The 14,205-nt window shown below is 44.8% G+C and carries 12 protein-coding genes and 1 riboswitch; of the genes, 11 read left to right on the top strand and 1 reads right to left on the bottom strand.

Annotation, left to right across the window (positions count from 1 at the left end):
* The first annotated feature begins 36 nt into the window (after positions 1–36).
* From ACK1LH_RS15530 to ACK1LH_RS15485, 10 genes are all read left to right on the top strand, one after another.
* Positions 37–2,394 (top strand): endonuclease MutS2, encoded by a 2,358-nt coding sequence (locus ACK1LH_RS15530; RefSeq protein ID WP_029279223.1) that lies wholly within the window; start codon positions 37–39, stop codon positions 2,392–2,394.
* 17 nt (positions 2,395–2,411) lie between these two features.
* The gene (locus ACK1LH_RS15525; RefSeq protein WP_029279225.1) at positions 2,412–2,816 is read left to right on the top strand and encodes a DUF350 domain-containing protein; all 405 of its coding nucleotides are present in this window, start codon (positions 2,412–2,414) and stop codon (positions 2,814–2,816) included.
* Between the two features lie 328 nt (positions 2,817–3,144).
* Positions 3,145–4,833: an AMP-binding protein gene (locus ACK1LH_RS15520; RefSeq protein ID WP_029279227.1), complete on the top strand. Its 1,689-nt coding sequence runs from the start codon at positions 3,145–3,147 to the stop codon at positions 4,831–4,833.
* 468 nt (positions 4,834–5,301) lie between these two features.
* Positions 5,302–5,886: a TetR/AcrR family transcriptional regulator gene (locus ACK1LH_RS15515; RefSeq protein WP_029279229.1), complete on the top strand. Its 585-nt coding sequence runs from the start codon at positions 5,302–5,304 to the stop codon at positions 5,884–5,886.
* Positions 5,887–5,928: 42 nt separating this feature from the next.
* The gene (locus ACK1LH_RS15510; protein ID WP_029279231.1) at positions 5,929–6,702 is read left to right on the top strand and encodes an enoyl-CoA hydratase; all 774 of its coding nucleotides are present in this window, start codon (positions 5,929–5,931) and stop codon (positions 6,700–6,702) included.
* A gap of 72 nt (positions 6,703–6,774) precedes the next feature.
* Positions 6,775–7,548 (top strand): electron transfer flavoprotein subunit beta/FixA family protein, encoded by a 774-nt coding sequence (locus ACK1LH_RS15505; protein ID WP_029279233.1) that lies wholly within the window; start codon positions 6,775–6,777, stop codon positions 7,546–7,548.
* A 57-nt stretch (positions 7,549–7,605) separates the two neighbouring features.
* Entirely contained in the window at positions 7,606–8,583 is a 978-nt protein-coding gene (locus ACK1LH_RS15500; RefSeq protein WP_029566825.1) for an electron transfer flavoprotein subunit alpha/FixB family protein, read from the top strand.
* A gap of 164 nt (positions 8,584–8,747) precedes the next feature.
* On the top strand, positions 8,748–9,062 hold the full coding sequence (gene trxA / locus ACK1LH_RS15495; RefSeq protein WP_029279237.1) for a thioredoxin: 315 nt from the start codon (positions 8,748–8,750) through the stop codon (positions 9,060–9,062).
* A 281-nt stretch (positions 9,063–9,343) separates the two neighbouring features.
* Complete coding sequence (gene uvrC, locus ACK1LH_RS15490; protein WP_029279239.1) at positions 9,344–11,128, top strand: excinuclease ABC subunit UvrC; 1,785 nt, start codon at positions 9,344–9,346, stop codon at positions 11,126–11,128.
* Between the two features lie 74 nt (positions 11,129–11,202).
* A riboswitch (Lysine riboswitch) is annotated at positions 11,203–11,384 on the top strand.
* A gap of 130 nt (positions 11,385–11,514) precedes the next feature.
* Complete coding sequence (locus ACK1LH_RS15485) at positions 11,515–12,756, top strand: aspartate kinase (RefSeq protein WP_411333548.1); 1,242 nt, start codon at positions 11,515–11,517, stop codon at positions 12,754–12,756.
* A gap of 50 nt (positions 12,757–12,806) precedes the next feature.
* Here the strand turns inward: ACK1LH_RS15485 and ACK1LH_RS15480 are convergent, their stop codons facing one another.
* A complete protein-coding gene (locus ACK1LH_RS15480) occupies positions 12,807–13,223 on the bottom strand; it encodes a YslB family protein (RefSeq protein ID WP_051827337.1) in 417 nt (138 codons plus the stop codon).
* A gap of 347 nt (positions 13,224–13,570) precedes the next feature.
* Between ACK1LH_RS15480 and ACK1LH_RS15475 the strand changes: the two genes are divergently transcribed.
* Entirely contained in the window at positions 13,571–14,179 is a 609-nt protein-coding gene (locus ACK1LH_RS15475; protein WP_029279245.1) for a succinate dehydrogenase cytochrome b558 subunit, read from the top strand.
* Positions 14,180–14,205 lie beyond the last annotated feature (26 nt).

Genomic DNA, 14,205 nt, shown 5'->3' with positions numbered 1-14,205 from the left:
TAATGGGTCTAAAAGACAGCAAGGAGGCTGTATACCGTGCAGCAGCGAGTGTTGAACGTATTGGAATTTCATAAAGTAAAAGAACAGCTTGTGAAGCATGCGTCGTCATCTTTGGCGAAAGAAAAAGCAGACAAGCTGGTTCCTTCAACAAATGTTGAAGAAGTGAAAACATGGCAGGAGCAAACCGATGAAGCAGCTAAAGTGCTGAGACTTAAAGGCAATGTTCCGCTTGGCGGGCTGACCGATATCCGCAGCAGCATCAAGCGCGCTCAAATCGGCGGCATGCTGAATCCCTATGAACTGACAGAGATTTCAGGGACCCTCTATGCCGGGAAACAGATGAAGCGGTTTATTGAGGATATGATTGATGGCGGGATTGAACTGCCTCACCTTGACGGGTTTGCAGCCCAAATACAACCTCTGCAGGAACTTGAGCAGGAAATTTCGCACTGCATTGGAGATAACGGAGAGGTGCTTGACGGGGCAAGCGACACACTGCGGTCGATCCGAACGTCCCTTAGAACAACTGAATCACGGATAAGAGAGAAATTAGAATCGATGATCAGGTCGTCATCTGCCCAAAAGATGCTTTCTGATGCCATCATTACAATCCGGAACGAACGGTATGTCATTCCCGTTAAGCAGGAATACCGCTCCGCATACGGCGGCATTGTCCATGACCAGTCATCATCAGGAGCTACGCTTTTCATTGAGCCTCAGGTCATTGTTGATTTGAACAACACGCTTCAGCAGGCGCGAATGAAAGAAAAAATAGAAATTGACCGGATTTTAACGGATCTGTCACTTAAAGTGGCCGAAGAGTCTGAAGCACTTCTAGTCAATGTCGAAGCTTTGAGCGAAATGGACTTTATGTTTACAAAAGCAGGCTACGCCAAAAAAATCAAAGCATCCAAGCCGGAAATGAACGGCAGCGGAAGAATCAAATTGTTCAAAGCGCGCCATCCTCTTTTAAATCCTGACGAAGTAGTCCCAAACGACATTGAGCTCGGGACAGATTTTTCCACGATTGTGATTACAGGACCTAACACAGGGGGAAAAACCGTCACGCTTAAAACCGTCGGCCTGTTCACGCTGATGGCCCAGTCAGGGCTTCAGATTCCTGCGCTTGACGGATCGGAGATGGCTGTTTTTGAAAATGTGTATGCCGATATCGGGGACGAGCAGTCGATTGAACAGAGCTTGAGTACGTTCTCTTCCCATATGGTCAACATTGTGGATATTCTGAAAAGGGTTGATTCTGAAAGTCTCGTGCTGTTTGATGAGCTTGGTGCAGGAACAGATCCTCAGGAAGGCGCAGCGCTTGCGATATCCATCCTGGATGAAGTTCATCACAGGGGGGCAAGGGTCATCGCTACGACCCATTATCCTGAGCTGAAAGCTTATGGATACAACCGCGAAGGCGTCGTGAACGCAAGTGTCGAGTTTAATGTGGAAACACTGAGCCCGACATACAAGCTGCTGATTGGTGTGCCGGGACGAAGCAACGCATTTGAAATCTCAAAGCGCCTTGGTCTCATGAATTCAGTGATTGACCGGGCGAAATCTCATATGAGCGAAGACAGCAATGAAGTAGATTCTATGATTGCCTCGCTTGAAGAGAGCAAAAAACGTTCGGACTTTGAGCTTACAGAGGCAGAGCAGCTGAGAAAAGATGCAGAGGATCTGCATGCTGAACTGCAAAAACAAATACTGGAATTCAATGAAGAACGTGATAAACTATTTGAAAAAGCAGAAAAGAAAGCAGCTGAAAAAGTGGAAGCTGCACAAGCGGAAGCAGAATCGATTATCCGCGAGCTGAGAAGAATGCAGAAAGAACATCGTACAGGCATTAAAGAGCATGAGCTGATCGATGCAAAAAAACGCCTGGAAGAAGCTGTTCCGGAATTTGAAAAGAGCAAAAAACCTGTGAAAACCGCTCCTCAGAAACACCGGTTTGAAGAAGGCGACGAAGTCAAAGTCATCAGCTTTAATCAAAAAGGCCATCTTCTTTCCAAAGTAGGAGAGAGCGAATGGCAGGTTCAGATCGGCATCCTGAAAATGAAAGTGAACGAAAAGGACCTCCAATACATCAGCAGGCCTAAACCGGTTGAAACAAAGCCGCTTGCTGTGGTGAAGGGTAAGGATTATCACGTATCACTTGAGCTTGACCTCAGGGGAGAACGCTACGAAAATGCCCTCATGAGGGTTGAGAAGTATATGGATGATGCTGTTCTTGCAGGCTACCCGAGGATTTCCATTATCCACGGAAAAGGTACCGGAGCCCTTCGCACAGGGGTGCAGGAATACCTGAAAAAACACAGGAACGTAAAAAGCACACGCTACGGAGAAGCAGGAGAAGGCGGAACGGGTGTAACGATTGTTGAATTAAAATAGACATTAGGAGATCTTCAATGAATCAATTTTGGGAGAATGAATTCGTTCAAACAGCTGCGTATTACAGCGTGGTCATCTTATGCATTGTTGTCTTTTTGGCGATATTTGAAATTGTGACAAAGTACAACAACTGGGATGAAATTCAAAAAGGGAATCTAGCGGTTGCGATGACAACAGGAGGCAAAATCTTCGGAATTGCCAACGTCTTCCGTTTTTCCATCGGTCAGCATGATTCGCTGTTTGAAATGATCGGCTGGGGCATGTTTGGATTCGTCCTGCTGCTGCTGGGCTATTTTATCTATGAATTTTTAACGCCGAAATTCAGAATCGATGATGAAATCCAAAAGGACAACCGTGCTGTAGGGTTTATCTCAATGGTCATTTCCATCGGATTGTCCTACGTGATCGGCGCAGGGATATAAGGGGAGAAAACAGTGGAAACATTAGCGAAAGTACTGCTCGCCGTATGCGGCCTTTTCATCGCAGTGGGAATTATCTTTCTGGTCTTTTTTGCTTAAGTTTGTGAAATTGGCTGTAATCGAATATTAGCGGACTGCAGCGGAAGGGAGCGTCTTCAGACAAAACGCTCCCAAAAACCAGTCCCAGAAGAGAACCCGGATTTCATAACATGAATCCAGGTTTTTTTCATATAGTTAAATTAATAAAAAATATTCTATATTCTGAATATATCTTTGGTATACTTTCTATATAAGCCAAAAGTCATAATGGCAGCAAAAGGGAGGAATGAAAATGGAAGTGCAAAAACCATGGCTTCATCTATATCCTGACGAAATACCCCACTACACAGAATTTGACAACCTGCCTCTACAAGCCTATCTTACAAAAGCAGCAGATGAGTTTCCGGCAAAAACCGCCATTCACTTCTTGGGAAAGGAGCTGACGTTCAGGGAAGTCCATGAACAATCTTTGAAACTTGCAGCCTACCTTCAGGAGCTGGGACTGAAAAAAGATGAGCGCGTATCGATCATGCTCCCGAACTGCCCTCAGGCAGTCATTGCCTACTACGGCGTCCTTTTTGCCGGAGGAATAGTCGTTCAGACAAATCCGCTGTATATGGAAAGAGAGCTTGAATATCAGCTGAATGACTCTGACGCCAAATACATCATTACGCTAGATCTTCTCTATCCAAGGGTCTCAAAAATGAAAGCGTTAACAGTTCTTGAACACATCATCGCAACAAGCATCAAAGATTATCTTCCATTCCCTAAAAATCTGCTTTATCCGTTCGTGCAGAAAAAACAGAACCAGATTGTCGTCAAAATCGAGCATGGCGGACATACACACCAGTTTAAAGAAATTATGAAAAGGGAGAGCACGGAAGTAGAAGCATTTGAAGTGAATACAAAAGAGGACGTGGCTCTTCTTCAATATACAGGCGGCACAACAGGGTTTCCAAAAGGGGTTATGCTGACGCATGAAAATCTTGTGGCAAATACGTCCATGTGCACATCCTGGATGTATCAGTGCAGGCGCGGCGAAGAATCTGTTCTCGGCATCCTGCCGTTCTTTCACGTATACGGAATGACTGCGGTCATGAACCTGTCCATTATGCAGGGATATAAGATGATTCTGCTGCCGAAGTTTGATGCGACAGATACGCTGAAAGCAATCGACAAGCTGAAGCCAACCCTGTTTCCTGGCGCTCCGACTATTTATATAGCCCTGTTGAATCATCCCGATCTTAAAAAATATGACCTTTCTTCCGTTGAGTCCTGCATAAGCGGATCCGCTCCGCTTCCGGTTGAGGTTCAGGAGCAATTTGAACGGGAAACCGGAGGAAAACTTGTGGAGGGATACGGTCTTTCTGAAGCATCTCCTGTTACACATTCCAACTTCCTCTGGTCACACAGAAAAAAAGGAAGCATCGGTGTGCCGTGGCCCAGCACAGATTCTGTGATCCTCTCATTTGAAACCGGAAAACCGGCCGCGTTTAACGAGCTCGGGGAAATTGCTGTCAGAGGTCCCCAGATCATGAAGGGATATTGGAAAAAGCCTGAAGAGACGGCTGCCGTCATCAAGGATGGCTGGCTGCTTACAGGTGATATCGGCTATATGGATGAGGAAGGCTATTTTTATATTGTCGACAGAAAGAAAGATATGATTATAGCGGGCGGATTTAATATCTATCCGCGCGAGATCGAAGAAGTGCTTTATGAGCATGAAAAAGTGCAGGAAGTGGTCGTCGCAGGCATACCTGACCCGTACAGAGGGGAAACGGTCAAAGCCTACATCGTCCTAAAAGAGGGAGAAGAGGCAACCGAGCAGGAATTTGACGAGTTTGCCCGCAAACATATGGCAGCTTACAAAATTCCAAGAATCTATGAATTCCGTCAGGAGCTTCCAAAGACAGCTGTCGGGAAAATTTTGAGACGATCTCTTGTTGAAGAGGAAAAAGAGAAGCTGAAAAATGCGAATTGATTCATCATTATTTATTAAGCATTAAGACTCCAGTGTACTGAAGCGGAAGGCGCTTGACTCCTTGTCCAGTTGCAGCGCCCAACTCCTCTGTCAGAACAAAATCCCCCAAAAAGTCAAACCCGGACTTTTCGGGTGATTTCTTATCTGACTGCCGGAGCAAAACGGGCGCTTCCGCTTTTCTATGGGATGAAGAGGGCACTGAAGATCCCGCAAGCGCAGCGAGGAAGCTTCAGGCACTCCCCGCGGAAAGCAAGTGACTGGAGCGAAAGGGAACGGGTACATTGCAACAGGCAAGAATAACTTGAAACGGCCCCCCGAGTTGCTGCGGGGGTCTTTTCACGCTATGATGAAGAGACACTTCTATTACCTTTTGCCGGGCTGCATCTTTTTCTTGACAGAAGAGCTTTGTCATTTTATGATGAAAATATGAATGATGATTCATTCATTATTTGAAAGGAAGAATGAACTTTGAAGCAAAAACGACCAAAATACCTCCAGATCATTGATGCAGCTGTCATCGTGATTGCCGAAAACGGCTACCATCACGCACAGGTATCAAAGATTGCCAAGCAGGCTGGAGTAGCTGATGGCACCATCTATCTGTATTTTAAGAACAAAGAAGATATCCTTATCTCCCTCTTTCAGGAAAAGATGGGCGTGTTCATCGAAAAAATTCAACAAGAAATAGCAGGAAAAGACACGGCTGCGGAGAAATTATATATGTTGATAGAAAAGCATTTTTCTCTATTGGCAGAAGACCATCACCTGGCTGTTGTGACCCAGCTTGAACTCAGGCAGTCCAATAAGGAACTTCGCCTGAGAATCAACGAGATACTCAAAGGGTACCTGAATATCCTTGACTCCATTATTCAGACTGGGAAAGATACCTCTGAATTCAGCGAGGATCTCGATGCAAGACTTGCAAGGCAAATGATTTTCGGAACGATTGACGAAACAGTCACAACTTGGGTTATGAACGACCTGAAGTTTGACCTGCCTGCACTTGCGGGAAATGTTCACAAACTTTTAATCAACGGCTGCGGCAGGGTGTAGCGTCACCCTCTGCGCCAACATGCACAAAAGGAGGCCTGAGCTGTGAGTTATTTAAAAGTCAAAGTAGAAGATTATGTTGCGGACGTAACCATACACCAACCTCCCGCAAACGCATTATCGTCCTATGTTTTGAAAGAGCTTTCATCACTGATGGATGAGTTTGAATCAAACAAAGAGGTAAGAGTTATTGTCATTCACGGAGAAGGACGTTTCTTCTCTGCAGGAGCTGACATTAAGGAATTTACGGCAGTGAAAAACGGCGAAGAATTTTCAGGACTTGCCGCAAACGGCCAGGAGCTTTTTGAACGAATCGAGACCTTTCCAAAGCCGGTCATCGCTTCAATCCATGGAGCTGCCCTTGGCGGCGGTCTTGAACTCGCAATGAGCTGCCACGTAAGGCTTGTCACTGAAAACGCAAAGCTTGGACTGCCTGAACTGCAGCTTGGCCTGATTCCGGGATTTGCAGGATCGCAGCGCCTCCCTAAATATGTAGGAGAAGCGAAAGCGCTTGAAATGCTGCTGACGAGCGAACCGATCTCAGGTACGGAAGCGGTGTCCTATGGACTTGCAAACCATGCTTTTCCTGAAGACTCTCTCGCTGAAGAGACAATGAAGCTTGCAAAGAAATTTGCAGCGAAAAGTCCGATAGCCGTTGCGGCAGCCATTGATCTGATCAACGCTTCTAAAACTCTTCCTTACCATGAAAGAGTAAAGAAGGAAGCCGGATATTTCGGCACCGTTTTTGAAAGTGCGGACGCCAAAGAAGGCATAAGTGCTTTCCTTGAGAAAAGACAGCCGCAGTTCAAAGGCGAATAAACGTCACTGATTAAACGTTACATACGTTTTTTCTATACAATTTGAATGCTTAACGTAAATAGGGGGATGGACATGAATATTTATGTAATCATGAAAAAAACGTTTGATACGGAAGAAAAAATAACGCTTCAAAACGGCAAAATCAACGAAGACGGCGCCGAGTTCATTATTAATCCTTACGATGAATATGCGATTGAAGAAGCGATTCAGATCCGCGATGCAAACAGCGGGGAAGTAACAGTTGTGACAATCGGCGGCGAAGAGGCTGAGAAGGAACTGCGCACAGCTCTTGCCATGGGGTGTGACAAGGCTGTTCTTATTAATACGGAAGACGATCTTGAAGACGGAGATCAGTTTACAACGTCAAAGATTCTTGCTGAATATTTTAAAGACAAGGATGCAGATTTGATTCTCGGCGGAAACGTTGCGATTGACGGCGGTTCAGGCCAGGTAGGCCCACGTCTTGCAGAACTTCTTGATATTCCTTATGTTACGACAATTACTAAGCTTGAAATCAATGGAAATCAGGCTACCGTTGTCCGTGATGTAGAAGGTGATTCAGAAGTAATCGAAACATCACTTCCTTTGCTTGTAACAGCACAGCAGGGACTGAACGAGCCGCGCTACCCATCTTTGCCTGGAATCATGAAAGCAAAGAAAAAGCCGCTTGAAGAGCTGGAACTGGATGATCTGGATCTAGAGGAAGATGACGTTGAACCGAAAACGAAAACAATCGAAATTTATATGCCGCCAAAGAAAGAAGCAGGAAAAGTGCTTCAGGGCGAGCTTGATGCCCAGGTAAAAGAACTGGTATCACTTCTTCGCAACGAAGCGAAAGTCATCTGACAATCTGGACCAGCACGGAATTACTTTCTATCAAACGTATAACAGGGGGACTCTATAATGGCACGAAAAGTACTGGTACTCGGAGAAGTACGTGATCAATCACTCCGCAATGTTTCTTTTGAAGCAATTGCTGCAGGCAAAACGATTTCAGAAGGCGGGGAAGTAACAGCTGTTCTTTTAGGGGAAAGCGTTGCTTCACTTGCACAGGAAATGATCCATTACGGTGCGGACCGTGTAATTACGGTGGAAGACGCAAAGCTGAAAACATATACGCCTGACGGTTATTCACAGGCTCTTCTGGCTGTAATTGAACAGGAAAAACCTGAAGGTCTGGTTTTTGGCCATACAGCTCTTGGAAAAGATTTATCGCCTAAAATCGCTGCGAAAATCGGTTCAGGCCTGATCTCAGATGCAACGGATTTAGAAGTGACAGGCGGAAATGCCGTGTTCACTCGACCAATCTACTCAGGAAAAGCGTTCGAAAAGAAAATTGTGACTGACGGAACAATTTTTGCTACAATTCGTCCAAATAACATTGCTCCTCTTGAAAAGGATGAATCAAGAAGCGGCGAAGTATCTTCAGTAACAGCTGATATCAAAGATCTTCGCACAGTTGTAAAAGAAGTGGTGCGCAAAGCAACTGAAGGCGTGGATCTCTCAGAAGCAAAAGTGATTGTCGCAGGCGGACGCGGAGTGAAAAGCACAGACGGCTTTAACCCTCTTAAAGAGCTTTCGGATGTTCTTGGCGGAGCGGTTGGCGCTTCCCGCGGTGCATGTGATGCGGATTACTGCGATTATTCCCTGCAGATCGGCCAGACAGGAAAAGTTGTCACTCCTGACTTGTACATTGCCTGCGGCATCTCCGGAGCCATTCAGCATTTAGCAGGTATGTCCAACTCGAAAATCATTGTTGCCATCAACAAAGATCCGGAAGCAAATATCTTTAAAGTGGCCGATTACGGTATTGTGGGTGACCTCTTTGAAGTCGTTCCGCTTCTGACGGAAGAATTCAAAAAGCTTAAAGTACATTCTTAAAAAACCATAAAAACACGACCTTGCCCGTCGTGTTTTTATTTTTTCCAGTCTGGATATGTTTTTCCTCATAAAGTTGGGGAAAAGTAAATGTGAGCAAAAAATTCGCAGACCCAATTCTTTAATGCTATACTTCAGTTATTACTCGATTTTAGGAGGAAATTACAATGGCAATTACAAATGCAACAGATCAAACATTCACAGCAGAAACTAGCGAAGGCGTAGTCCTCGTTGACTTTTGGGCTCCATGGTGCGGACCTTGTAAAATGATTGCTCCGGTTCTTGAAGAACTTGATCAGGAAATGGGCGACAAAGTGAAAGTTGTTAAGCTTGATGTTGATGAAAACCAGGAAACAGCAGGCAAATACGGAGTTATGAGCATTCCGACTCTGCTTGTATTCAAAAACGGCGAAGTTGTAGACAAAACGGTTGGATTCCAGCCTAAAGAAGCTTTAGCTGAACTACTTAACAAACACGCATAATTCGAAAACCTGCCTGAGATCATTCGGCTGGATCTTTCAAAATGAAAACCCAGGCTTACGAGCTTGGGTTTTTCGTTTCTCTTTCAAAAAGGAGAAAAAGCTCCTCTCCGATTCGAAAAATATGTCAATTATTGCTCAGGAAATGATTGCCCCGCTGCCTGTAAAACAGGCACGAATTCTCCTCTGACTGCGTCTGCAAATTAGCATGCATATCTCCGCACGACTCACAGACAGGAAAATGGTACAATATTGGAATAAACCTTATTAATGGAGTGTCCGCAATGGAGCAATTGATAAAAGAAAAGCTGGCCGTTTTGCCGGATCAGCCGGGCTGCTATTTGATGAAGGACCGTTTCGGCACCGTTATATATGTCGGAAAAGCAAAAGTGCTGAAGAATCGTGTCCGTTCTTATTTTACAGGCTCGCATGACGGGAAAACGCAGCGGCTTGTGAGTGAAATCAGGGATTTTGAATACATTGTAACCTCTTCAAATATAGAAGCGCTAATCTTAGAGCTGAATCTGATAAAAAAGCATGATCCAAAATACAATATCATGCTGAAGGATGACAAAATTTATCCGTTTATCAAAATCACCGGTGAAAGACATCCGCGGCTGATTGTTACCCGGAATGTAAAGAAGGATAAAGGAAAATACTTTGGGCCCTATCCGAATGTGCAGGCAGCAAGGGAAACGAAAAAGCTGCTTGACCGCCTCTATCCTCTTAGAAAATGTTCTACACTCCCTGATCGTGTATGCCTTTACTACCACATGGGACAATGCCTTGCACCCTGCGTCTACAATGTGACCCAGGAACAGAACAGGCAGATGGTGGACGAAATGACGCGCTTTCTTAAAGGCGGATTTAAGCAGATTAAAGAGGAACTTTCAAAGAAAATGCTGGCTGCATCTGAGAACCTTGACTTTGAACGTGCGAAGGAATTCCGCGACCAGATTGCCCATATTGACGCCACGATGGAAAAGCAAAAGATGACGATGAATGACTTTGTCGACCGTGATGTGTTCGGTTATTCGTACGACAAGGGGTGGATGTGCGTTCAGGTGTTTTTTGTAAGACAGGGCAAGCTGATTGAACGGGATATTGCCATGTTCCCGCTTTATCAGGAACCGGAAGAAGAGTTTTTAACCTTCCTCGGCCAGTTTTACTCAAAGAGCAATCACATTCTTCCTAAAGAAATACTGCTTCCGGACAGCGTTGACCGGGAGATGGCTGCTGAGCTTCTCGGAGTCACTGCGACGCAGCCTCAGCGGGGAAAGAAAAAGGATCTCGTTCTGCTTGCACATGAAAATGCGAAAATTGCCCTTAAAGAAAAATTCTCGCTGATTGAGCGCGATGAAGAACGAACGATAAAAGCGATCGACCAGCTGGGTGAAAAAATGGGTATTTATACGCCTGCAAGAATTGAAGCCTTTGATAATTCAAACATTCAGGGTACAGATCCGGTATCGGCCATGATCGTTTTCATTGACGGGAAGCCTGCTAAAAAGGAATACAGAAAGTATAAAATTAAAACCGTTAAAGGCCCTGATGATTATGAGTCGATGCGGGAAGTTGTCCGCAGACGATATACGCGCGTCCTGAAAGAAGAACTTCCGCTTCCTGACTTGATTATTATTGACGGGGGAAAAGGCCACCTTGCAGCAGCTCAGGATGTGCTTGAAAATGAGCTTGGCTTGACCATACCTGTAGCAGGCCTTGTAAAGGACGACAAACATAGAACATCCAACCTCATGGTCGGCAGTCCGCCTGAAATTGTGGAGCTTGAACGAAACAGCCAGGAGTTCTATCTCCTCCAGCGCATTCAGGATGAGGTTCACCGGTTTGCGATTACTTTCCACAGGCAGACGCGCGGAAAGACCGCTTTTCAATCGATTCTGGATGACATACCCGGCGTTGGCGAAAAGCGCAGGAAGGTCCTGCTGAAACATTTCGGGTCTGTGAAAAAAATGAAAGAGGCAAGTATTGAGGACATTATCGCTGCAGGCATGCCTTCAAATACCGCAGAATTAATCTATGAAAAACTGCAGGAAAAAGAAGAAGCATAAAATGTTCTTGCTTTAAGCAGTAAGGTTTGCTAAAATTTTAACTAATTTCATAAATCAGATCGTTTAGTTCGTTAAATGACGGTAGAGGTGCGGACTTCAAGAGTAGCGCGTCAGAGGAAAATGGATTCCTTTGAAGACGCGTGAAAGGGGAGCGCCGCCGAAGCAAAGAAAGACCCATTTCTTCTCTTTGCTGGTTTTGCGTTTAAGAGACGCAGGATTGTCAAGAAGATGTTTTTCTTGGAGCGCTATCTCATTGTATGAATGAAGTTCCATTATTCGTTTATGCAAGCAATGAGATAGAGAATCTCATTGCTTTTTTTGCGTTTTCCGGGATTCTCCCTTTTACTTGCTGACGATCAAATAAGACTTGAAAGGCGAGAGGCGATATGGGTTTAATTGTACAAAAATTTGGGGGCACATCAGTTGGTTCTTCGGAGAAAATCATGAATGCTGCCAACCGTGCAGCTGAAGAAAGCCAAAAGGGCAACAGTGTTGTTGTCGTTGTATCGGCAATGGGGAAAACAACGGATCATTTAGTATCACTTGCAGCTGAAATCACACAAAAACCAAGCAAGCGCGAAATGGACATGCTGCTTTCAACAGGAGAGCAAGTGACCATCTCTCTACTGACAATGGCTTTGCAGGCGAAAGGCTATGACGCTGTTTCCTATACAGGCTGGCAGGCCGGCATCAGCACAGAGCACGTCCATGGAAATGCGAGAATTTCCGGAATTGATACAGAGAAAATAGAAAAACGGCTTTCTGAAGGGAAAATCGTCGTTGTTGCCGGATTTCAGGGCTTTGCAGACGGCAGCGAGATTACGACTCTTGGACGCGGAGGATCCGATACAACAGCAGTTGCCTTAGCAGCGGCGCTGAAAGCGGACAAATGCGATATTTATACAGATGTGACGGGTGTTTACACAACCGATCCGCGCTTTGTAAAAGGGGCAAGAAAGCTTGAGGGAATTTCCTATGATGAAATGCTTGAGCTCGCTAACCTGGGAGCGGGTGTCCTGCATCCGCGTGCAGTTGAATTTGCCAAAAATTACGGAGTACCGCTTGAAGTCAGATCCAGCACAGAAGCCGAACGGGGCACGCTTATTGAGGAGGAAACAGATATGGAACAGAATTTAATTGTAAGAGGCATTGCATTTGAAGATCAGGTGTCAAAAGTGACGGTTTGCGGGCTGCAAAACGGATTGATGGCTCTTTCCACCATTTTCAAAACACTCGCAAGCCACGGAATCAATGTGGATATTATTATTCAAAGTACAGCAAACGCACAGATTGCTTCTCTTTCATTCTCTGTTAAAACAGGTGAGGTCGAAGAGACCGTGCACGTTCTTGAAACGTATAAGGAGGAACTCGGATTTGAACGGATCGAATTTGAAAACGGCCTGGCCAAAGTCTCGATCGTAGGATCCGGAATGGTCTCAAACCCGGGAGTTGCCGCGGAAATGTTCCATGTTCTTGCGAAGGAACAGATTGAGGTGAAAATGGTCAGCACGTCAGAAATAAAAGTTTCAACGGTAGTCGGCCATGCTGATATGGTGAAAGCGGTAGAAGCGCTGCACGACGCATTTGAACTTTCAGAGCAGCCGGCAGGTGTCCTTGGCGCCAACTGAGAGCTTTGATGAAAATAAAAAAAAGGGCGGGTATCATGAGTACCCGTCCTTTATTCGTTTTCAAACTCCATGTCTTTGTAGTCCCATTTCACAGTAAAGTGAACTTTGTCCGCACGTTTTTTAACATGCTCATATGTTTCGGTGATCTGCTTGTTCATGCGCTGCACCTGCTGGGCGATGAAACCTGCTTCAAGCTGGAACGAAGGTTCTTTCATCGTTTTAAATCTTGCCTGGATCAGTTCGCTTTGCAGCTGAAATTCCATTTCGTCTTTTTTCTTATGTACAAGTGAAAGGTTTCCAAAGCCTGCGAGCGAAAAGAAAGCGATCAGCTCGTCGATGGATTCTGCCGGATACTTCCGCGCAAGGCTCTTGCCTGCCCAGTACATCATGGAAGCGGACTCGTTCCCCAAAATGTCAGGAATAAGCACTTCTCTAAGGAGTTCATATGCAAACGCAGGCACCTGCATATCTCTGAGCTGTGCCGTGTCAATTTGTTCTTTCGTTTTTTTCACATTCTTCCCCTCTTTCTGATTTTTATTATATATCAAGATGCGGCATGAGGCACATGCAATAAAAGTAAATTATCTGACCGATAAGCGCTAGATTAGTATTTTAAGAAAATAAAAATTGTTTGAAAAAGAGATTTGTCACAAAATTAAAATTTATGAACACGTTTTCTTGACGCTGTACCGCGTGAGGAGTACAATAAATTTGTCACATTTTATCATACAATGTTTATTTTTTTAAAAGATTGCCGGGGAATAGGAGAAACATTAAAAAAAAGATTTTAAGATTACTAGGGGGTTATGTTGAGATGGCTGGAAACAGAGAGTATTTGAACCGAAGACTTCATTCCTTGCTTGGAGTGATTCCGGTTGGCGTCTTCTTAATTCAGCATCTTGTTGTAAATAACTTTGCAACAAGAGGAGAAGAAGCATTTAACAATGCTGCACATTTTATGGAAAGCTTGCCGTTTAGAATTGTTCTGGAGACATTTATTATATTCCTCCCGCTTTTATACCATGCAATCTACGGAATTTACATTGCGTTTACAGCGAAAAACAACGTCAGCAAGTTCGGATACTTCCGCAACTGGATGTTCATGCTTCAGAGAATCTCAGGTGTTATTACACTGATTTTCGTTTCATGGCACGTGTGGGAAACAAGAATTGCAGCTGCCTTTGGAGCAGAAGTGAATTTTGATATGATGGCCTCTATTTTCAGCAATCCATTCATGATTGTTTTCTACGTAGTTGGTGTAGTATCAACAATCTTCCACTTTGCAAACGGCCTGTGGTCATTTGCTGTGAGCTGGGGAATTACAGTCACTCCTAGATCACAATTGATCTCCACTTACGTGACAATCGCACTTTTCCTTGCACTGTCCTACGTTGGAGTCAGCACTATTTTTGCATTTGTTTGATGAGTACTAGAATCAAAGGGAGTGGG

It is taken from the genome of Metabacillus indicus (assembly GCF_046603695.1).
Lineage (GTDB): Bacteria > Bacillota > Bacilli > Bacillales > Bacillaceae > Bacillus_P > Bacillus_P indicus.
This window is presented reverse-complemented; position numbering and strand designations above follow the sequence as displayed.